The following is a 20442-nucleotide window of genomic DNA, read 5'->3' as shown; positions in this document are numbered from 1 at the left end:
TGGAACCCAAAGAATAAAACAGCAGCAATAAAAGAAATCAAAAAGGATTTTGATATGAAGAATCTTTTCAAATTCTCACCACCTTTCTAATGAAAACCTGGTACTTACGTTTATTTTACACTGTATTTCTTCCATACAGTGCCTTTTTTGTTGGCCGTCAAATAAACCTTGATGTACTGGTCCTGTACAACTAAGCCATATCCTTTTATTTCAAGACCAAAGTGGAAATTTCCTCTTCCGTACACTTCAGCATAATTTTTCCCTTTTTTATATGTCCCTTTTTTCCAATTTGATACTTGCCAAATTGATAGGAACCCCTTTGTATACCAAGCATCATTTAATTTTGCTTTAACGTTACTACCATTATATTGAAAGTAACCCTTTGTCTTGACTGTGAAAAGTTTCATGTTTAAAAAGTTCCTTGCAGTGTAGGAGCTTGTGAAGGTTTTGGTGTTTTTGTACTTCTTTTTCTTAGCTGCAGTATCAAAATCACTTTCGTTTTCAGGAGTATTCTCTACTGTTGTTTGGTGGATGAAAAAGACCGGACTATTAGTTGTTATAATAGCCAAATCATTGTTTATTTCGTGTCGCTGAAACTCTCCGAGAGTACTATTAACGCCCACGTACTCATCAAGGTTAACTTCAGCTTTAGCTGTAGTGTTAGGTAGGATTGTTTTACTTTGTGTGGTGTTGTAGTAGTTCGTCAAAAGTTTATCATCTGCGTTATTTGTGACGGACTCAATCGCTTGATCTAGCTGAGTTTCACTTTGAGGGTTAGTTAGTTTCAAAGTAGACACCAACTTCTGCTCTAAATCATTGATTGAACTTCCCTTTGAATTAGCAGCTAATGACGCTGATGAATTTTTTGATGGAGTTAGTGAAGCAGTTAAAAAGAAAATGCTGAACAGAATTAAAAACTTTTTCATTAATACTCACTCCTTCTAATGATTAAAGTCTAGGATGTGAGTCTAAGGTGTTGGCCAAAATACAACAGACAGCAAATGCGGTCAAACGATTCCAGTTGATGCATGAATTAAATCCTGATGGCACTATGGTCCAAAGACTAAAGAAGCATTAGAAAAAGCGTTGAAATAAAAGTGAAGAACTATAATGATTGTTAGTGACATATTAAAGTTTAATATAGTTTTTCTTTAGTTTGTACAGCAGATTCCCCAACATAACACCCGAAACTACCATACCTGCAAAGAACAGCCATAGGTTTTGCAGCAAGGTAGATGCTGCCATTAATCCTATATAGGCTAACCAACTCATTAATACGTATTGTTTCATCTTCATCATTTCCAAGCCTGCCTTAAACATTGAAAACCAATACAACAAGAGATAGAAGGACACCAAAGTTCACAAAAGCCTTTTTCAAGTCATCACTCCTAAAAAAAATTGTTATGGATTACCTTATGTTGGTAATCTTTTGTTATGACCAATTCTATATAAGTTGTGGAATACCTGCTTTAAAACCCACAAGTTCAGTGAAAAAAGAAGCTGTCTGAAAATACCGCCCTTATGATTAAAATTAAAATCGCCATTCTCTTTTCTCTTTATCCCATTCCAATTCCTTTCGAGATATTAGGTTTTGAACGGCTTTCCGTATAGATGGTTCGTCTTTCCCTGTTTTCCTTTTTAGGTCATCCATCGTAGGGTTCTTGCGAAACCGGCTCATATTATAAATGATTCGGTATAACTTCCTTTCAAGGTCTGTCACACCTTACCCTCCTATAAATAGAATATATGTTCGATTATAAATGTAAATTTAAAGCCCTTCAAGTTGAATTGGAGGGCCTTAATAATTTTAAAAAGATATTGCTACAATTAAGAATTTACTTAGGTTCAATATTTAGTATTAATGACATACCAGGAATTTTAGTTAACTGCACAGATTAATCTCCATCGATTACATTAAGTGAATCTTTTTCGCTATCTAAAAAATCATTTAAATGATTAATATCAATATCCAAAGCTTTTAACACTGCTATTGTTTGGAGTGCACCTTGTTCAGATGTTATATTTTCTGATCCAGTTGTAAATATGTGCAGGCGATAGAAGTTTTTATCTAGATCATGCCATGCTTGCAGGTTAAAAGTACCGCCAGAGTCATCAGTTCTGTTTAATAACTCTTTTGTGAAAATTTGTCCACTTGCAATTTCAGTTGGTTTGAAATCACCGACTTCATCAATAGGCTAGTGCTGTTTTATTATATGATTTGGCGAACTCATCAATTTTGAAATTAAATGGTTTTTCTGGCTCTTTAACTTCACTTACCTTATTATTTTCTTCACTTTCAACTTTCTTAGTTTCTTTTACTTTTGAAGTGGTGTTTTCACTGTTGCATCCACTTAACAATGTAATACATATTAATAGGAAGAAAAAATTTTTAACTCGTTTCAATATAAACCCTCCATAGCAAGTAATTTCCAAATAAGTGTATCACAATATTGAATTGGAATGAGGATAAATAATGTATTATTTCCAAAGAAACATTGTCATTTTGAAAAAGTGCGATAAATCCAGTGGTGTCAAGAGTTTAATAAGAACAATTCACAATAGGGGTGTGTATATGCATTTCCGCAAAGAAACGGTTGATCACCAAATATGACGATTACCCTAATAAGGTTTATACAAGGGTTTCTACAGACCGAGACGAGCAAATAAGTTCTAAGGAAAACCAAATCGACGTTAGTAGATATTGGATAGTACAACAGATCTCAACTAATTATAGTTCGGTTTCTAAACGTGATGGATTGTAAAAAAATAAGCTACACCCTGATGCGAAAATTAAAATATTTTACACAAATTTTGCACAATAATTGCATATAACCTTTAATTAATAACGTTTAAGGTGTATATTGTACGCTCTCCTGGGACGTATTTTTTAAGACCCGTTATTGATACGTATTGTGTCCGTTGAATCAAATGATGACATAGACGTTTTGATAGCGGTTTTTTTCGTGTACTTAAGACATGCGTTAGGATGTACGTTGGCCAAAACGGAGGTAATTATCGTTATGGCTCGAAAATTTATAGGCGAAAGGAGTCCGACGGCCAAGCGGACAGTCTCACGGCCATCTCATGACCAGGTACTATCTACCTTACGACGTATGGAAAGATAAGTCGCAAATAAATATTATGCTTCGAGAGATCTCGAGGATGAAAGGATACGGAAAGGATAAACAATCTTTATACTTTTCTGATTTCACCGTTTTCCCCGAAGTATAAATGAAGACGGGCGGGGTGGTTGCCTCTCTTATCGGATAACGACTAGAGAGGGATATAAGCAATATGCGTCTGATTCAGAGATATGTAAGTCCTGCTCGTTTCTAGATAATTGTACACACAGTCAAAATCACACTAAACAGATTCATCGTCATATTTGGCAGGACTACTTAGATGAAGCAGACCATCTCAGACACACCGAAATGAATAAGAACATCTACGCAAAACGTAAAGAAACGATTGAACGCGTTTTTGCGGATGCAAAAGAAAAGCATGGTATGCGTTGGACGAAACTTCGTGGACTGAAAAAAGTTTCAATGCAGGCGATGCTTACTTTCGCTGCCATGAATCTCAAAAAGCTAGCAAACTGGACATGGAAAGGACCATGTCCAGCGTAAGACAACTGATAAATTTTATCAAAATAAGTGAAAACCCCACTTTTATGTCTACGGTCTGAAGCCATCTAGTCAAACTAGGTGGCTTTTGCAATTATTCGACAGCTTTCACCAATTTTAAGGCAAATTTAAGCTTCATTTTATTTCAAATACATTAAATCTTTGTTACAATAAGACAGCTTTGCCTTAAAGATACGTTCATATATTCGACATCTTTTTTTCATTATTTCTTAAAATCTTTATGTTTCGATATGAAACCTTTGGATGATCCGTACGTCTTTATTAGTGCCAAAAGAAAAGAGGTTATCAATATGATATTCAAAAAGCTATCAGAAAATAAGTCTATAAAATGGATAGGATATACAAGTTTTTACTTACTTATTTTGCTATTAATGTTTTTTGTTTACGGATTCCATACTGCAAATACGGGATCATTCATTTACAACGATTTTTAATTGGAGATTAAACTATGAAACTATTACACGCGATTCATGAATACCAGCAAACGAAACCGACACAGCCAGCATTTGTTTCTCAACATGCTTCGATCACATATGATGAGCTTTGGCGTCTATCAGACCAAATGGCTGGTGCGATTGATGCAGTCGTAGCGGACAGTGCACCTGTCATTGTATACGGTCATATGGAGCCAGAGATGCTGATTTCTTTCTTAGGAAGTGTGAAATCAGGCAGACCTTATATTCCGGTTGACATCTCAATACCTGTCGAGCGTATCGTCTCGATTATTGAAAGTTCAAAAGCCAGTCTATTGATTTGTGCGCATGAACAGGCCGTACCTGATGTGGAAAAACACATTCAGGTGAAGAGTGCGGCAGCGCTTTTAGCACTTGAAAAAGAAGCGCCGCCATCTTCCCATTGGGTTCAAGGTGATGACGTCTTTTATATCATTTATACGTCAGGTAGTACTGGAAAGCCTAAGGGAGTTCAGGTAACAGCCGACAATTTAGAAAGCTTTACAGAGTGGATATGCAGCGACTTCCCAATTGGCGAGGGACGCACCTTCTTAAATCAAGCACCATTTTCTTTTGACTTATCGGTAATGGATCTCTATCCAGCGCTTCAATCAGGTGGGACGCTTTACTGTTTAGTGAAGGATCTCGTCAATAAGCCGAAGGATATGTTTGTAGCACTTGGTCAATCTGACGTTGAGGTGTGGACATCGACACCTTCCTTTGTGCAAATGTGCTTAATGGACCCTTCCTTTACAGGTGAGCTTTTACCGGAACTGAAGGTTTTCCTTTTCTGCGGTGAGGCGCTTCCTGTATCTGTTGCAAGTGCACTCCTTGAGCGTTTTCCAAAGGCACAGGTCTTTAATACGTACGGTCCAACTGAAGCAACCGTTGCGATCACATCAATTGAAGTAACGAAGGAGATTGTTGATCAGCACGATTCTTTACCAGTGGGCTATGCCAAACCTGATACAGATATCGTCATTTTAGATGAAGAAGGTAAGACTCTTCTAGATGGAGAAAAAGGGGAAATTGTCATCGTGGGGCCAAGCGTCAGCAAAGGGTACTTAGGTGAACAAGCCTTAACGAATAAAGTGTTCTTTGAATACGAAGGCCGCCCTGCGTACCGCACAGGTGACGCAGGTGTGAAACAGGATGGTTTACTTACATGCCACGGCCGTCTTGATTATCAAATTAAGCTGCATGGATACCGGATGGAGCTTGAAGAAATCGAATACCATGTGAGCGAGACGACGTATGTCAATGCTTGTGTGATTGTTCCGTTTCAGCCAAACGGCCATGTGGAGTTCTTAATTGCAGCGATTGTCCCATCAGAGCATTCATTTGAAAAAGAATATCAGCTGACAAGTGCGATTAAGAAAGAAATGGCGGATTCACTGCCTGCATACATGATTCCAAGAAAATTTGTTTATCTTGAGCAGCTGTACATGACGTCAAACGGGAAGGTTGACCGTAAGAGAATCGCGAAAGAGGTTCTTCTATGATTCCGTTTAGTTCATTCTTTTTCTTCATTCTTATTGGTATTCTCCTTTTGCCGACGATGATTCTCGGTCTTCACGGCAAAAGAATGCAGGGATACAACATGTTTGCAACGGTTGTGGCGCTGGCGCTTATTTTCTCAAAAGATGCACATGGCGCCCTGCTGCTCTTCTTGTTCACAGTGTGGCAAGTGCTAATGATCTGCCTGTACCTTGCGTACCGACTAAAGGCGAATCAAGCAACTGTTTTTTATATGGCGGTTGTGGCATCCATTTTGCCGCTTGTGCTGTCAAAAATCTTACCGTTCTTTTTAACTCATCAGCCGCATCACCCGCCGCCAATCAACTGGCTAAGCTTTTTAGGAATCTCCTATTTAACATTTAAAGGTGTTCAGTTAATTATTGAGACGAGAGACGGCTTGATTAAAAAGAAAATCCCGATCCACCGTTTGGTCTATTTCATCGTCTTTTTCCCGACGATTTCATCGGGTCCAATCGATCGATACCGCCGGTTTGAAAAGGATATGGATACACCGCCTGAAAAGGAAGTGTACAGTGACCTCCTATATGCAGGGATTCATAAAATCTTTATTGGCTTCCTATATAAGTTCATAATTGGATATTTGATTCACACGTATATCTTGATGAATATTCATCATATTAGCAGCAGTCACTTTGTTCAGCAGTTAACGTATATGTATGCCTACAGCATGTATTTGTTCTTTGACTTTGCTGGATATACAGCGTTTGCTGTGGGTGTGAGTTATATTATGGGCATTAAATCGCCAGAAAACTTTAATAAACCGTTTATTAGCCGGAACATTAAAGACTTCTGGAATCGCTGGCATATGTCCTTGTCCTTCTGGTTCAGAGACTACGTGTTTATGAGATTTGTGTTCTTTATGACAAAAAAGAAGTGGATCCAAAACCGTATGGCTGTATCAAATATTGGGTACTTTGTCCTCTTTCTATTGATGGGTGCTTGGCATGGACTCGCACTTCAATATATTATTTATGGACTATACCATGCAATTGTCATGTCCAGTTACAATTTATTTGAGAAATGGAATAAAAAACACAAGCGGTGGCCTGATAATAAGGTCACAACCGTTGTGTCGATCATTATTACATTCCATGTGATTTGTTTCGGCTTTTATATCTTTTCAGGAAAACCATTTCACCATTAATCATTAAGGGAGTAGAAAATTATGGAATTTGAAAATGAAGTATATAGTATTATTGCAGAGGTTTGTCAGGAAGACGTTGTGAAAGAAAATCCAGAGATTGCGATTTTTGAAGAAGGCCTTCTTGATTCATTTGGTACAGTAGAATTGCTCATGGCGATTGAAAGACAGCTAGGAATTACTGTTCCGATTACAGAATTCGATCGTGATGTGTGGGATACGCCGAATCACATTGCTGAGAAGCTGGCAGAGATGAAGTAATGAAAAAGCGTTTTTTTGGGCCGCTTATTTTAGCGGCTGTTCTCTTCATTGGTTTTCTTCTTGTACCAAATGCATGGCTCACGCATCTGATCCCAAAAGACAAATTACAAAAGTCAGCTACAGAATTAGATCCAGAGATGTTCCAAGGGCTTTATTTACAAGATGAAATGCTGAAAGATCCGACTTATTTGCCCATCTATGGATCTTCTGAGCTATCACGTTTTGATCCATATCACCCTTCGAATTTCTTTCATGAGAATCCTCAAGGTTTTACACCTTATCTTGTTGGAAAAGGTGGATCGCAATCATTAATTCATGCGATGAACTTCGCAGCGCATATGGATAAATTAAAGGGGAAAAAGCTTGTGTTTATCTTGTCTCCCCAGTGGTTTGTGAAATGGGGATCTGATGAGAATCACTTTGCACCTAACTATTCAGCGCTTCAAGCGCTTGATCTAGCCTATAATAAAGAAATTGATCCAGCTGTAAAAAAAGAGTTGATGAAAAGAATCATGACGTTTAAAGCAGTGAAGAACGACATGGTGATCACAGAGCTTTTTAAAGCAGAGCTTTCTGGGAACAAATTCGCATTTGGCGCACTTTCTCCTGTTGCGAAAATGTATTATGGCATGCTTCAAAAGAAAGACATGTACTATACGATTGGATCGGGGCACGAGCGCAAGCTTCGTCCGTCTCCTTCAGTCAAAGGGAAAACATGGACTGAGCTTGAAAAGGAAGCGAGTGAATTAGGTGCGAAAAAAGCAGGGGACAACCCGTTTTATATCGATCAGAGGCTGTTTGACCGCAAGCTGAAGCCGATCTTGAAAAAGATGAAGGATTCCCGCCAAGATCACTCTTATGCAGAATCACCAGAATACAAAGATTTTCAGCTCATGCTGGATATTTTAAAACAAGCAGGAGCAAAGCCTTTGTTTGTGACGATTCCAGTGAACGGAAAATGGTATGACTACACTGGTTTCCAGAAAGAGGGTCGTATAGGGTATTATGGAAAAATCAATCGCCAAATTCGAGATAATGGGTACGAAGTCGCAGATTTGACTTCACATGAGTATGATCCATATTTCTTTAAAGATACGATTCACGTGTCTTATAAGGGATGGGTGTACATCAATAAGGCGATCGAGAAGTTTTACAAAGAGCAGTAGAATGCAGCGGCTTTCTGCTGCTTTTTGTTTGTCGAATGAGTGAATGTCTTGTATAACTGATGATGATGTAAAAGGAAAAGCAAAAGACAGATTGTCAAAATGGTTCGGTGAAAAAACTGATACGTCTTTGATTGATCCAAAGCTTGAGTATGGCGGTATGCCGTCTGCATAAAGAAAAGCCTCCAAAAACGGAGGCTTTTGTGATTATCCTAAAAATTTCACGCAAACTGGATGAGGAACGGTGATGTCTGATTGTAAGACAGTGAGTCTTCCTGTTTCCTTGTCGCGTTTGTATAATACAAGGTTGCTAGATTCTTGATTTGATCCGATTAGGAATTCTTCTGTTGGATCAAGCACAAAGTCTCTAGGCCAATTTCCTTCAGATGATGCAATGTCGACAAGACTCAATTGGCCGTCATCGTCTGTTTTAAAAATCGCGATGCTGTCATGTCCGCGATTTCCTGCATAAACAAATTTTCCGTCTGAAGAGACATGAATTGCGCTCCCTTGATTGTTCTCAGTAAAATCACTTGGTATAGTCGCGATGGTTTGGACTTCTTCGAAATGACCATCTTCAAAATAACGAAGCACAATGACCTCTGAACTTATCTCTGTCATCACATACGCCACTGGTTTCGTTGGGTGGAATGTGATATGACGAGGCCCGCTGCTTGGTTTCGTTTCAAATGTATGAATAAGCTTTAGCTCGCCACTTTCTCTCGTATACGTATAAATGCCATCCGTTCCAAGGTCAACAGCCACTGCAAATTTTTCATCTGGTGTCAGACCCATAAAGTGAGTGTGCGGTTTTTCCTGACGGTCTTTGTTAGGTCCAGTACCCTCATGCTGCGCCTGTGACAGCGTGCGGATGACTGAGCCGTTTTCAGCGTCGATTTCATACATCTCAGCTGTTCCTTTATGATAGTTCGCTGTAAAAGCTATTTTCGTTTGACTGTCCACGCTGACGTGACAAGGAGAAGCCCCATCGGCAAGCTCTTGGTTGATGAAACTCAGGGCGCCGGTTTCAGCATTAATTTGATAAGCAGCAAGACCGCCCTGCAATCCTTTTTTCACGACAGCATACACAAACTTTTGAGAGTCTGAGACTGTTAAATATGTTGGGTTTTCAAGTTCAGCAGCTACTTCTACTTGTTCAATCTGCTGCTTGTCCGTATCTAATGTAAAAGAATAGATTCCTTTACTGTCTCCCTTTGTATACGTTCCGATATAACCTCTGATGTTAGCCATGTATTGCCCTCCTTTTATAAGATGCTCTCATTCTATCATAAATTCATAGGAAAACGTTTTAGAAAGGCATACCGAAGGACAAAAGCGGTGAAATCTGACAACGTTCATCAAAAAGAATTTGATAAAGTATCACAAAAGTTTGTTCAAATGAAAACCGTTCATGTAAAGTAAATAAATTGAAGAAAAAATACAAAAAATTTTAAGTTTTTTCATTCCTTGTCTAGCAAAGGTGTAAGCGTATACATTTTATTTTGATTAGTCTAAATTGTCTAATAATTTTAAAAATACTGTTGACACTGTATGGAAAGCGGCGTAAGATGGGTTCAACAAAAGTTAAACAAACACGCAGAGCAAGCGTGAGACACTCCAAAAAAGTGTCAACTACTTTTTGTTTGAAAGAGAGGGTGCTCACTGAAAATGGAAGACCAAAAGGAACAGTGGATCTTTTTAAACGATGAACTCGTGAAAAAAGAGGATGCGAAAATTTCAGTTTATGATCATGGCTTCTTATATGGTGACGGTGTTTTCGAAGGAATCCGCGTGTATAACGGAAATATCTTCCGAATGAAAGAGCATTTAGATCGTCTATATGATTCCGCCAGGTCCATTATGCTGAACATTCCATATTCACTTGAGGAACTTACGGAAAAAATGATTCATACAGTTGAAAGGAACAACCTAAAGGATGCCTATATCCGCATTGTCGTCTCAAGAGGAGTAGGTGATCTTGGTTTAGATCCAAACAACTGCGGGAGAGCCAACATAGTGATTATTGTAGAACCGCTGGCCATCTTTCCAAAGCACCTATATGAAACGGGTATTGATATTGTGACAGTACCGACGAGACGAAATCGTCCTGATGTACTTAGTCCAAAAGTGAAATCATTAAACTATTTGAATAATATTCTTGTCCGGATCGAAGCCCATATGGCCGGTGTGAGTGAAGCGCTGATGCTAAACGATCAAGGGTACGTGGCAGAAGGTTCTGCGGACAACGTGTTTATTTATAAAAAAGGCAAGTTTTATACACCGCCAGGTTATATCGGCGCTCTTGAAGGCATTACACGAAATGCCATCATGGAGATTGCAGAAGACTTAGGCTACGAAGTGAAAGAAGAGCCATTCACAAGACATGATGTGTATACAGCAGAAGAGGTCTTCCTGACAGGAACCGCTGCCGAAGTCATTGCCGTTGTAAAGGTTGACGGCCGTACAATCGGTGAAGGAAAACCTGGGTTTCACACAAACAAACTTCTTGAACAATTCCGCAAGCGAGTGGTTGAAGAAGGAGAAAAAGTAGTCTTTACAGATGAAAACATTCACGCAAGCTAAATAGATATTGATAAACGTTGAAGAGGACTAGTAGATTTAGAGTCAGTATCTACAGAGAGCCGGTGCTAGCTGGAAACCGGTGTTACTTTCTAAAGTGAACTCACCTCTGAGTGTCTGCTTGAAATGATAGTAGGGCAGGTCGAGTGACATTGTTTCACTCGTTACCAAAATGGATGAAAGATGTCCGTGAGACGGCAGCATGATTTGCCGTGAACAAGGGTGGTACCGCGAAAAACAAAGCTTTTTCGCCCCTTTGACCTAGTGAAAAGTAGTGTCATTGTGGGGTGAGAAGGCTTTTTTATATGGTCTCATATCTCGATCTTGAATAGAAAAGGTTGAAAGGACTTGACTGAAGTAAGACAAAGAGGAGGAAATTAAATGGGGACAAATGTACAAGTGGAGATGGAAAAATCAAAAGCACCACAAACAATGAACGGTGCACTCATGTTAATTGAAGCACTCAAAAGAGAAAAAGTAGAAGTCATTTTCGGATATCCAGGCGGAGCAGTTTTACCGATCTACGATAAAATTTACGATTCTGGTTTATTTCATGTCCTGCCAAGGCATGAGCAAGGAGCCATTCATGCAGCAGAAGGGTACGCAAGAGTATCTGGTAAACCGGGCGTTGTCATTGCAACGTCAGGACCTGGCGCTACAAACCTTGTCACAGGAATTGCAGATGCGATGATTGATTCACTGCCTCTTGTCGTAATCACAGGGCAGGTGGCAACCTCGGTTATTGGATCGGATGCTTTCCAAGAAGCAGATGTGCTTGGCATCACAATGCCGATTACAAAGCACAGCTATCAAGTCAGACATCCAGAAGATTTGCCAGGTGTCATTAAAGAGGCGTTTCATATCGCAACAACAGGCAGGCCTGGTCCAGTCCTAATTGATATTCCAAAAGATGTTGCGGGCATTGAAGGAACGTTTGAATACGATCAGCCAATCGATTTACCTGGCTATCACCCAAAAATCGAGCCGAACTATTTGCAAATTCGCAAACTAGTAGAAGCTGTGAGCAGAGCAAAGAAACCAGTCATTCTAGCAGGAGCTGGTGTTCTTCATGGCAAAGCGTCGGAAGAATTAAGAAAATATGCTGAGCAGCAGCAAATTCCGGTAGCTCATACGCTGTTAGGACTTGGCGGATTCCCAGCAAAGCATCCTCTTTTCCTTGGGATGGCTGGCATGCACGGCACATATGCGGCGAACATGGCCCTTCATCAATGTGACCTGCTCATTTCAATTGGAGCTAGATTTGATGACAGGGTAACAGGAAATCTCAATCATTTTGCGAAACATGCGAAGGTGGCTCATATTGACATCGATCCAGCGGAAATCGGAAAGAACATTCACACCCATATCCCAGTTGTAGGAGACAGTAAGCTAGTGCTTGAAGAGCTGATCAAGCAAGAAGGGAAGCAAGGGGAATCAGACGAGTGGAAGAGCCAATTAAATCAGTGGAAGGAAGAATATCCACTCTGGTACGTCGAAAACGAAGAAGAAGGCTTTAAGCCTCAAAAGCTGATCGAATACATTTATCACTTCACAAAAGGTGAAGCTATTGTGGCAACAGATGTCGGACAGCACCAAATGTGGGCTGCTCAGTTCTACCCATTTGAAAATGCAGATAAGTGGGTGACATCTGGTGGGCTTGGCACAATGGGTTTTGGTTTACCCGCAGCCATTGGCGCACAGCTAGCTGATCAAGAGGCAACCGTTGTGGCGATATTAGGAGACGGAGGCTTCCAAATGACCTTACAAGAACTTGCCGTTATCCGTGAGCTGAACCTTCCAGTCAAAGTGATTGTTCTGAATAATCATAGTCTTGGAATGGTAAGACAATGGCAAGAAATTTTCTACGAAGAACGTTACTCGCATTCTAAATTTTCAGAGCAGCCAGACTTCGTGAAACTATCTGAATCTTACGGCATTAAAGGGATCAGAATCTCATCAGACGAAGAGGCGAAAGAAAAGCTTGAAGAAGCGCTAACCTCTAGAGAGCCTGTATTCATTGATGTCAATGTAGCAAGAGATGAAAAAGTATTCCCGATGGTAGCACCGGGGAAAGGACTTCATGAGATGGTGGGGGTGAAACCTTGAAAAGCATAATTGTTTTGACTGTATTAAATCGATCAGGCGTACTGAACCGAATCACAGGCCTTTTTACAAAAAGACACTATAACATTGAAAGCATTACGGTCGGCCATTCTGAGATTCAAGATGTATCACGCATCACGTTCGTCGTCCATGTAGATCAAGAGAAAGACATCGAACAGCTGACAAAACAGTTGAACAAACAAATTGATGTCCTCAAAGTAACAGATATTACAAACCAATCAATCGTTCAGCGAGAGCTGGCTTTGATAAAAGTCGTTTCTGCACCAGCATCTAGAATGGAAATCACAGGGGTCATTGAACCGTTTAGAGCTTCTATTGTAGATGTGAGCAGAGAGAGTGTCGTCATTCAGGTGACAGGTGAGTCTTCAAAAATTGAAGCACTCATTGAATTACTCAAGCCATACGGCATTAAAGAAATCGCCAGAACTGGCACAACGGCCTTTGCGAGAGATAATCAGCAAAAGCCGCAAACAAATAAAACAATTTCAATTGTCTAAACAAAAGGAGAGAGTCAAATGGTAAAAGTATATTATAACGGGGATATTCAAGAAAACGTATTAAATGGTCAAAAGGTTGCAATCATTGGTTACGGATCACAAGGTCATGCACATGCACTGAATTTAAAAGAAAGCGGCTTAGATGTCATTGTCGGTGTGAGAAAAGGTGGATCTTATACAAAAGCACAAGCAGACGGCCATCAAGTTTTCACAGTAAAAGAAGCTGCAGCACAAGCAGACGTCGTCATGGTATTACTTCCAGATGAGCAGCAAAAGAAAGTATATGACGAAGAAATCAAAGATCAATTAGAAGCAGGCAACTCACTTGTATTCGCACACGGATTTAACGTCCATTTTCATCAAATTGTTCCTCCAAGTGACGTAGATGTATATCTTGTTGCTCCAAAAGGTCCAGGACATCTTGTGAGAAGAACATATGAGCAAGGCGCTGGTGTACCTGCACTATTTGCCATCTACCAAGATGTATCTGGTCAAGCGAAAGACAAAGCACTTGCTTATGCGAAAGCAATTGGCGGAGCAAGAGCTGGCGTACTTGAAACGACATTTAAAGAAGAAACAGAAACGGATCTATTCGGAGAGCAAGCAGTTCTTTGTGGAGGTCTTACTTCATTAGTGAAAGCAGGATTCGAGACATTAACAGAAGCTGGTTATCAGCCAGAGCTTGCATACTTCGAGTGTTTACATGAGCTAAAGCTGATCGTTGACCTTATGTATGAAGAAGGACTAGAAGGCATGAGATATTCAATCTCTGATACTGCACAATGGGGTGACTTCGTATCAGGACCACGCATTGTGGATGAAAAAGTAAAAGAATCAATGAAAGCAGTCTTGACTGACATTCAAAATGGAACATTTGCAAAAGAATGGATTGTTGAAAACCAAGTGAATCGTCCACGCTTCAACGCCATCAATGCAAGTGAAAGTGAGCACCAAATTGAAATCGTTGGAAGAAAGCTTCGTGAAATGATGCCTTTCGTCAAACAAGGAAAGAAAAAGGAAGCGGTGAGCGTCGGTGCGGAAAATTAATTTTTTTGACACAACACTTCGAGATGGAGAGCAATCACCAGGAGTGAACTTAAATGCACAAGAAAAGCTAATCATTGCAAAACAGCTTGAGCGCCTTGGGGTTAATATCATTGAAGCGGGTTTTCCCGCTTCATCCCGAGGGGATTTCTTAGGCGTACAAGAAATTGCAAGAACCATCAAAAACTGTTCAGTTGCAGGTCTTGCACGATGTGTGAAAGGTGACATTGATGCTGCGTGGGACGCATTAAAGGATGGGGCTAAACCAAGAATTCACGTCTTTATTGCGACTTCTGACATTCACCTTAATCATAAACTAAAGAAAACACGTGAGGAAGTTGTAGAACAGGCTGTCTCAATGGTGAAATACGCAAAAGAACGCTTTCCAGTTGTTCAGTGGTCAGCAGAAGATGCGTGCCGTACAGATCTTGCTTTCTTAGCAGAAATTGTAGAGAAAGTCATTGACGCTGGGGCAAGTGTCATTAATTTACCTGATACAGTTGGATACCTAGCGCCAAAAGAGTACGGAAATATCTTTAAATATATGAAGGAACACGTTCCAAATATCGATCGCGTGAATTTGTCGGCGCACTGCCACGATGACCTTGGCATGGCTGTCGCAAACTCACTTGCAGCAATCGAAAATGGAGCAGATCAAATCGAAACAGCTGTCAATGGTATTGGAGAACGCGCAGGGAATGCTGCTTTAGAAGAAATTGCTGTTGCCCTTCATATTCGAAAAGATTTTTATCAGGTCGAATCAACGATTCAATTGAATGAAATTAAGCGTACAAGTGATATAGTGAGCAAATACTCAGGTATGATTGTCCCGCGCAATAAAGCAGTCGTCGGAAACAACGCTTTTGCACATGAATCAGGTATTCACCAAGATGGTTTCCTCAAAGAAAAGACAACCTATGAAATTATTTCTCCAGAGCTTGTTGGTGTCACAACAGATGTGCTTGTCCTTGGAAAACACTCCGGAAGACATGCGTTTAAAGACCGCTTGAAAACACTAGGCTTTAAACTAACTGAAGAAGAAATCAATAAGTTCTTCGAGACATTCAAGAACTTAACAGAGAAGAAGAAGGAAATCACGGATGATGATTTGATCTCTATTATATTAGAAGAAAAAGTAGCAGACCGTAAAATCGGCTATGAATTTGAAAGCCTTCAAGTCCACTATGGGACAGAACAAATGCCAACGGCGACGGTTTCTCTTAAAAATCAAGAAACGCAGGAAGTCATTCAAGAAGCAGCTACAGGTGCTGGCAGTGTAGAAGCTGTGTACAACACGCTTGAGCGCTGTATGGAGGAAAGAATTCATTTGCTAGACTACCGTATTCAATCAAATGGAAAAGGCAGAGATGCGCTAGCGGAAGTATATGTCACTGTTTCAATAGAAGGAAAAGAAACAGCAGGACGCAGTGTAGCGCAAGATGTGCTAGAAGCATCGGCTAAAGCTTACGTCAATGCAGTGAACAGGCATTTAATTTTTAAATCAAATCTAATAGAAATTGAGAAACATCATGCCATCTCATAGGAAAGGAGGAAGGTACTCATGAAAAAGAAAATTGCACTTTTGCCCGGCGATGGAATCGGACCGGAAGTCTTAACATCAGCGGTCGCTGTCCTGCAAGAGACAGCCGCTCAATTTCAACACGAATTTGAATTCGAAACAGCCCTTATTGGCGGTATAGCGATAGACGAAAAAAACAATCCGCTCCCTAAGGAAACAGTAGAAGTGTGCAAAAGCGCAGATGCGATTTTATTAGGAGCAGTTGGCGGGCCGAAGTGGGATCAAAACCCCCCAGAACTTCGCCCTGAAAAAGGTTTGCTTGCCATTCGCAAGCAGCTGGACTTATTTGCAAACATTCGTCCTGTCAAAGTATTCGATAGCTTGAGCGAGGCTTCACCCCTAAAACAAGATCACATTAGCGGTGTAGATTTCGTCATTGTTCGTGAATTAACAGGAGGCCTCTATTTTGGTGAACCAAGTGAGCGCTATACGGATGATGAAGGAAAAGAAGCTGCGGTTGATACGCTTCTTTATACAAAGGAAGAGATTGTTCGTGTATTAAAAGAAGCGTTCGACATGGCGTTAACGAGACGGAAAAAAGTAACGTCTGTGGATAAAGCGAATGTTCTCGCTTCTAGTAAACTATGGCGGGAAGCGGTAGAAGAAGTTGCATCCCAATATCCAGATGTCGCATATGAGCACATGCTCGTAGATAACGCCGCCATGCAGCTTATTTATAAGCCCGCTCAATTTGATGTCATCGTGACAGAGAATATGTTTGGCGACATTTTAAGTGACGAAGCATCTATGATTACTGGCTCACTCGGTATGTTGCCATCTGCTAGTCTATCAAGCACAGGACTTCATTTATATGAACCAATTCATGGTTCAGCACCCGATATTGCGGGGCAAAATGTCGCAAACCCTCTGGCAACCATTTTGTCAGCAGCCAGCTTGCTTAGAACATCCTTTGCATTAGAAGATGAAGCGGCTGCAATAGAAGAAGCTGTGGAAGCCGTTCTTGCCTCTGGCAAACGAACAAAGGACCTAGCATCAAAAAAGGGAACGTATGAAACGACTGATGATATCACGAAAGTAGTTGTAGACGCACTCAAACAACGTGCGAAAACAATTGTATAAAAAGACATTTTGTTGAATTAGGTAGAGGGAGGAAAAAGGGTTATGCCTCGAACAATCATCGAAAAAATATGGGATCAGCATGTTGTCAAAAATGGCGAGGGAAAACCAGACCTTTTATATATTGATCTGCACTTGGTGCATGAAGTGACGTCACCTCAAGCATTTGAAGGATTAAGACAAAAAGGACGCAAGGTGAGAAGACCTCAAAACACATTTGCGACGATGGACCACAACATTCCGACTGTGAATCGATTTGTGATCAAAGATGAGATTGCGAAGAAGCAAGTCAGTGCTCTAGAGCGCAACTGTGCTGAATTTGGGGTCCGTCTAGCTGACCTTCACAGTGTAGACCAAGGAATTGTCCATGTCGTTGGACCAGAGCTTGGGTTGACACTTCCGGGGAAAACAATCGTTTGTGGAGATAGTCATACATCCACGCACGGCGCGTTTGGCGCACTTGCCTTCGGGATCGGTACAAGTGAGGTTGAACATGTACTTTCCACACAAACACTTTGGCAGCAGCGTCCGAAAACACTAGAAATTAGAGTAGACGGAAAGCTTCAAAAAGGGGTAACAGCCAAAGATGTCATTTTAGCAGTGATTGGTGCACACGGCGTGAAGTTTGGTTCAGGTTATGTCATTGAATACACTGGGGAAGTATTCAGAAACATGACGATGGATGAGCGGATGACCGTTTGTAATATGTCGATTGAAGCAGGCGCAAGAGCAGGATTGATTGCACCTGACGAAGTGACCTTTGACTATTGTCGAGGACGCAAATATGCGCCGCAGAGCGAAGATTTTGAAGCAGCCATTGAAGAATGGAAAGAACTTAGAACAGATCCTGGTGCAACCTATGATAAAACCATTATTTTAGATGGAAATGAGATTTCACCAATGGTGACATGGGGGATTAATCCAGGAATGGTTTTGCCTGTGGATGCATCGGTCCCAGGTCCTGAGGATTTTGAACAAGAAGATGATCAAAAAGAAGCGCTCCATGCTTACGAATACATGGGGGTTCATCCGCATCAGCGTATTGAAGACATTACGATTGAGCATGTCTTTATCGGCTCATGTACGAACTCAAGAATGACTGATTTACGTCAAGCAGCTTCTATAATTGAAGGACAGAAAGTAGCTGATCATGTCAGAGCGATTGTGGTGCCTGGCTCTCAAAGTGTCAAACTGCAAGCAGAAGAAGAAGGTCTTCATGAAGTTTTCCTTGAAGCAGGCTTTGAATGGAGAGAATCAGGCTGCAGTATGTGTTTGAGTATGAACAACGATGTGGTGCCAGAAGGCGAACGCTGCGCGTCTACGTCAAACCGTAACTTTGAAGGGCGTCAAGGGAAGGGGGCAAGAACGCATCTTGTCAGCCCGGCAATGGCTGCAATGGCTGCGATACATGGCCGATTTGTCGATGTCAGGAAGTTTAATCAAGAGAAAACAGTCGTGTAAGGAGTTGTCATAGATGGAGCCTTTAGTCACTCATAAAGGAAAAGCCGCTGTGCTTAACCGTATTAATGTAGATACAGATCAAATTATTCCGAAGCAATTTTTGAAAAGAATTGAACGAACAGGATATGGCCAGTTTGCCTTTTTTGACTGGCGATATTTAGCGTATGGAAGGCCAAATCCTGATTTTGAGCTGAATCATCCAATATATGAAGGAGCATCTATTTTGATCGCAGGAGAAAATTTTGGCTGCGGATCATCTAGGGAACATGCGCCTTGGGCGCTTAATGATTATGGTTTCAAAATTATCATCGCTCCATCATTTGCAGATATCTTTCATCAAAACTGCTTTAAAAATGGAATGCTTCCAATCCGTCTTGATTATGATGTGTGGAAAACGTTCGTTTCGTCATATGAGAACAAAGGATATGAGATGACGGTTGATTTAGAAAAGCAGCAAATTCAAGACCAAGATGGGAATATCACCCCTTTTGAAGTAGATCCTCATTGGAGAGAAATGCTCCTGAATGGCTATGATGAGATCTCATTAACATTATTACTAGAAGATGACATTCAAGCATTTGAAGAAAAGCGCAGCAGCTGGCTGCGTGCATAAACAACGAGAAGCCGTCCGCCCGAGCTGTGACGGTTTCTTTTTTTTGCATGAAAGCCTCTCGTTACTTGTGTTTACTAACCTTCGTTGGTAAACTGATTAAAAATATGCGCCTGAAAGGAACGTAAGCATGAAACATGACAAGAAGAAAGATAATGTCATTTTGTTTCCTGGTCTGAAAGAAAGACTGATTGAAAAAGGAATGGCAGCATTAAAAGATAAACATTATCAAGAGGCACTTCACTTATTTTCAGAAGCGAAATCTTATGATGACGATGAAGAATCCGATATTCATCTCGGCATGGCAATTTGTTTTCTAGAGCTAGGCGAGCTACAGGATGCAAAGCGTGTTTGCGTAAAGATGTTAAATGAAGGATATGGTCACTATTTCACAGTGCTTCAAGTATATATGACCATCTTAATTCAACTGAAAGAATATGAGGAAGTCAAACAAACGATTGAGGCTGTACTCGAGGAGAATCACCTTCCAGCCGAAAGCGCGGAGCATTTTTATAAGCTACTCGAATTTAGCAGAAAGATGATTGAATCGCCAGAACAGATTTTAGACGAAGACGAGAGTGATAGCGATGAAATCAATATAGATGATATGCTAGAGCGGCCAGAAGAGCAGGTGCAGTTTATCCATTCATTGAAAGACCGCAATATTTCACCACACATGGGTTTATTAAATACGATCTTACAGAAACCTGACGGAAACCCTTTGGTCAAATCATTGATCTTGCAGCTTCTATCAGATCATGATGTGGCAAAGCCGGTTCATGTGACAAAATTCGGTGATTCTTTAACGCTGGTTCCTTCGGAGGCTGTAAAGCCAGAGCAGGTGCCGCTTCTTCAGCAGGTACTGCGTTTGCTCGATGACACCCTTGGAAATGAAAACCCAACTCTTTATCAAGGGGTGGAAGAGTTATGGCGCAGGCACTTATTTGTGCTTTACCCATTCCTTCCTAAATACACAGATCCGAATCTTTGGGCAGCGGCACTACATAAAGTGGGCTATGAAATGCATGGGATCGAGATTGACCTCGAAGAAGTGCATCTATTGTATGATTTTAACGAACGAGAGTTGAGAGAAGCTTGTACAATGCTGAAAGATATTGAAGAAATTTCTTATTTGTAATTTGTCGATTTAGTTGAAAGACGGACTTGTTATGTTATAATATAATGGTTGTATTTGTGCTTATATAGTGCAGTTGTACGATTCCAACGGTTGAAAGACGATATGTATAATCAAGTTAAATGTTGTATACAT

General features: G+C 40.6%; 20 protein-coding genes, 1 pseudogene and 1 other annotated feature. Of the genes and pseudogenes, 16 read left to right on the top strand and 5 right to left on the bottom strand.

The genetic code is table 11. The features are described from left to right. Positions 1-110: 110 nt before the first annotated feature. From LC033_RS12305 to LC033_RS12290, 4 genes are all read right to left on the bottom strand, one after another. Positions 111-926, bottom strand: a complete 816-nt coding sequence (locus LC033_RS12305) for a hypothetical protein (RefSeq protein WP_226568837.1) — start codon at positions 924-926, stop codon at positions 111-113. A gap of 202 nt (positions 927-1128) precedes the next feature. Further along, on the bottom strand, positions 1129-1299 hold the full coding sequence (locus LC033_RS12300) for a hypothetical protein (RefSeq protein WP_226568835.1): 171 nt from the start codon (positions 1297-1299) through the stop codon (positions 1129-1131). A gap of 232 nt (positions 1300-1531) precedes the next feature. Then, on the bottom strand, positions 1532-1720 hold the full coding sequence (locus LC033_RS12295; RefSeq protein ID WP_226568833.1) for a hypothetical protein: 189 nt from the start codon (positions 1718-1720) through the stop codon (positions 1532-1534). A gap of 467 nt (positions 1721-2187) precedes the next feature. Then, a complete protein-coding gene (locus LC033_RS12290) occupies positions 2188-2403 on the bottom strand; it encodes a hypothetical protein (protein ID WP_226568831.1) in 216 nt (71 codons plus the stop codon). 842 nt (positions 2404-3245) lie between these two features. Between LC033_RS12290 and LC033_RS12285 the strand changes: the two are divergent. The 7 genes and pseudogenes from LC033_RS12285 to LC033_RS16870 all read left to right on the top strand — a co-directional run. Then, a pseudogene (locus LC033_RS12285) lies at positions 3246-3626 on the top strand (transposase); the annotation flags it as partial. Between the two features lie 308 nt (positions 3627-3934). Beyond that, positions 3935-4078: a teichoic acid D-Ala incorporation-associated protein DltX gene (locus LC033_RS12280; protein ID WP_226568828.1), complete on the top strand. Its 144-nt coding sequence runs from the start codon at positions 3935-3937 to the stop codon at positions 4076-4078. Between the two features lie 14 nt (positions 4079-4092). Next, positions 4093-5598: a D-alanine--poly(phosphoribitol) ligase subunit DltA gene (gene dltA, locus LC033_RS12275; protein ID WP_226568826.1), complete on the top strand. Its 1506-nt coding sequence runs from the start codon at positions 4093-4095 to the stop codon at positions 5596-5598. Next, entirely contained in the window at positions 5595-6779 is a 1185-nt protein-coding gene (gene dltB / locus LC033_RS12270; protein ID WP_226568824.1) for a D-alanyl-lipoteichoic acid biosynthesis protein DltB, read from the top strand. The genes dltA and dltB overlap by 4 nt, the downstream gene beginning before the upstream one ends. Before the next feature lie 21 nt (positions 6780-6800). Continuing rightward, positions 6801-7037, top strand: a complete 237-nt coding sequence (gene dltC / locus LC033_RS12265) for a D-alanine--poly(phosphoribitol) ligase subunit 2 (protein WP_226568822.1) — start codon at positions 6801-6803, stop codon at positions 7035-7037. Continuing rightward, positions 7037-8203 (top strand): D-alanyl-lipoteichoic acid biosynthesis protein DltD, encoded by a 1167-nt coding sequence (gene dltD, locus LC033_RS12260; protein WP_226568820.1) that lies wholly within the window; start codon positions 7037-7039, stop codon positions 8201-8203. The genes dltC and dltD overlap by 1 nt, the downstream gene beginning before the upstream one ends. Before the next feature lie 43 nt (positions 8204-8246). Then, entirely contained in the window at positions 8247-8375 is a 129-nt protein-coding gene (locus tag LC033_RS16870) for a hypothetical protein (protein ID WP_264188744.1), read from the top strand. A gap of 32 nt (positions 8376-8407) precedes the next feature. Here the strand turns inward: LC033_RS16870 and LC033_RS12255 are convergent, their stop codons facing one another. After that, a complete protein-coding gene (locus LC033_RS12255; protein WP_226568817.1) occupies positions 8408-9451 on the bottom strand; it encodes a lactonase family protein in 1044 nt (347 codons plus the stop codon). Positions 9452-9868: 417 nt separating this feature from the next. Here LC033_RS12255 and ilvE point away from each other — a divergent pair, with 417 nt between their 5' ends. The 9 genes from ilvE (at position 9869) to ddcA (ending at position 20310) form a co-directional block, all read left to right on the top strand. Next, positions 9869-10783 carry a branched-chain-amino-acid transaminase gene (ilvE, locus tag LC033_RS12250; RefSeq protein WP_226568815.1) on the top strand — a complete coding sequence of 305 codons (915 nt, stop codon included), beginning with the start codon at positions 9869-9871 and terminating at the stop codon, positions 10781-10783. 8 nt (positions 10784-10791) lie between these two features. After that, positions 10792-11039: a binding site (T-box leader), on the top strand. A 122-nt stretch (positions 11040-11161) separates the two neighbouring features. Then, complete coding sequence (gene ilvB, locus LC033_RS12245; RefSeq protein WP_226568813.1) at positions 11162-12886, top strand: acetolactate synthase large subunit; 1725 nt, start codon at positions 11162-11164, stop codon at positions 12884-12886. After that, positions 12883-13401 (top strand): acetolactate synthase small subunit, encoded by a 519-nt coding sequence (gene ilvN, locus LC033_RS12240; RefSeq protein WP_226568811.1) that lies wholly within the window; start codon positions 12883-12885, stop codon positions 13399-13401. The genes ilvB and ilvN overlap by 4 nt, the downstream gene beginning before the upstream one ends. An 18-nt stretch (positions 13402-13419) precedes the next feature. Further along, complete coding sequence (ilvC, locus tag LC033_RS12235) at positions 13420-14448, top strand: ketol-acid reductoisomerase (protein ID WP_226568809.1); 1029 nt, start codon at positions 13420-13422, stop codon at positions 14446-14448. Then, positions 14435-15988 (top strand): 2-isopropylmalate synthase, encoded by a 1554-nt coding sequence (locus LC033_RS12230; protein WP_226568807.1) that lies wholly within the window; start codon positions 14435-14437, stop codon positions 15986-15988. The genes ilvC and LC033_RS12230 overlap by 14 nt, the downstream gene beginning before the upstream one ends. Before the next feature lie 18 nt (positions 15989-16006). After that, positions 16007-17104 (top strand): 3-isopropylmalate dehydrogenase, encoded by a 1098-nt coding sequence (leuB, locus tag LC033_RS12225; RefSeq protein WP_226568805.1) that lies wholly within the window; start codon positions 16007-16009, stop codon positions 17102-17104. A gap of 42 nt (positions 17105-17146) precedes the next feature. Continuing rightward, on the top strand, positions 17147-18562 hold the full coding sequence (leuC, locus tag LC033_RS12220) for a 3-isopropylmalate dehydratase large subunit (protein WP_226568802.1): 1416 nt from the start codon (positions 17147-17149) through the stop codon (positions 18560-18562). Between the two features lie 13 nt (positions 18563-18575). Next, positions 18576-19175 carry a 3-isopropylmalate dehydratase small subunit gene (gene leuD, locus LC033_RS12215; protein WP_226568800.1) on the top strand — a complete coding sequence of 200 codons (600 nt, stop codon included), beginning with the start codon at positions 18576-18578 and terminating at the stop codon, positions 19173-19175. Positions 19176-19302: 127 nt separating this feature from the next. Beyond that, positions 19303-20310 carry a DNA damage checkpoint antagonist DdcA gene (gene ddcA, locus LC033_RS12210; protein ID WP_226568798.1) on the top strand — a complete coding sequence of 336 codons (1008 nt, stop codon included), beginning with the start codon at positions 19303-19305 and terminating at the stop codon, positions 20308-20310. Positions 20311-20442 lie beyond the last annotated feature (132 nt).

The sequence above is a fragment of the Bacillus stratosphericus genome (assembly GCF_020524495.1).
GTDB classification, from domain to species: Bacteria; Bacillota; Bacilli; order Bacillales; family Bacillaceae; genus Bacillus; species Bacillus stratosphericus_B.
This window is presented reverse-complemented; position numbering and strand designations above follow the sequence as displayed.

Bases quoted from the DNA above. Each gene is read 5' to 3' on its own strand.
- LC033_RS12305 (WP_226568837.1), bottom strand. From the start codon at position 926: ATGAAAAAGTTTTTAATTCTGTTCAGCATTTTCTTTTTAACTGCTTCA.
- LC033_RS12300 (WP_226568835.1), bottom strand. From the start codon at position 1,299: ATGATGAAGATGAAACAATACGTATTAATGAGTTGGTTAGCCTATATA.
- LC033_RS12280 (WP_226568828.1), top strand. From the start codon at position 3,935: ATGATATTCAAAAAGCTATCAGAAAATAAGTCTATAAAATGGATAGGA.
- dltA (WP_226568826.1), top strand. From the start codon at position 4,093: ATGAAACTATTACACGCGATTCATGAATACCAGCAAACGAAACCGACA.
- dltB (WP_226568824.1), top strand. From the start codon at position 5,595: ATGATTCCGTTTAGTTCATTCTTTTTCTTCATTCTTATTGGTATTCTC.
- dltC (WP_226568822.1), top strand. From the start codon at position 6,801: ATGGAATTTGAAAATGAAGTATATAGTATTATTGCAGAGGTTTGTCAG.
- dltD (WP_226568820.1), top strand. From the start codon at position 7,037: ATGAAAAAGCGTTTTTTTGGGCCGCTTATTTTAGCGGCTGTTCTCTTC.
- LC033_RS16870 (WP_264188744.1), top strand. From the start codon at position 8,247: ATGTCTTGTATAACTGATGATGATGTAAAAGGAAAAGCAAAAGACAGA.
- LC033_RS12255 (WP_226568817.1), bottom strand. From the start codon at position 9,451: ATGGCTAACATCAGAGGTTATATCGGAACGTATACAAAGGGAGACAGT.
- ilvE (WP_226568815.1), top strand. From the start codon at position 9,869: ATGGAAGACCAAAAGGAACAGTGGATCTTTTTAAACGATGAACTCGTG.
- ilvB (WP_226568813.1), top strand. From the start codon at position 11,162: ATGGGGACAAATGTACAAGTGGAGATGGAAAAATCAAAAGCACCACAA.
- ilvC (WP_226568809.1), top strand. From the start codon at position 13,420: ATGGTAAAAGTATATTATAACGGGGATATTCAAGAAAACGTATTAAAT.
- leuB (WP_226568805.1), top strand. From the start codon at position 16,007: ATGAAAAAGAAAATTGCACTTTTGCCCGGCGATGGAATCGGACCGGAA.
- leuC (WP_226568802.1), top strand. From the start codon at position 17,147: ATGCCTCGAACAATCATCGAAAAAATATGGGATCAGCATGTTGTCAAA.
- leuD (WP_226568800.1), top strand. From the start codon at position 18,576: ATGGAGCCTTTAGTCACTCATAAAGGAAAAGCCGCTGTGCTTAACCGT.
- ddcA (WP_226568798.1), top strand. From the start codon at position 19,303: ATGAAACATGACAAGAAGAAAGATAATGTCATTTTGTTTCCTGGTCTG.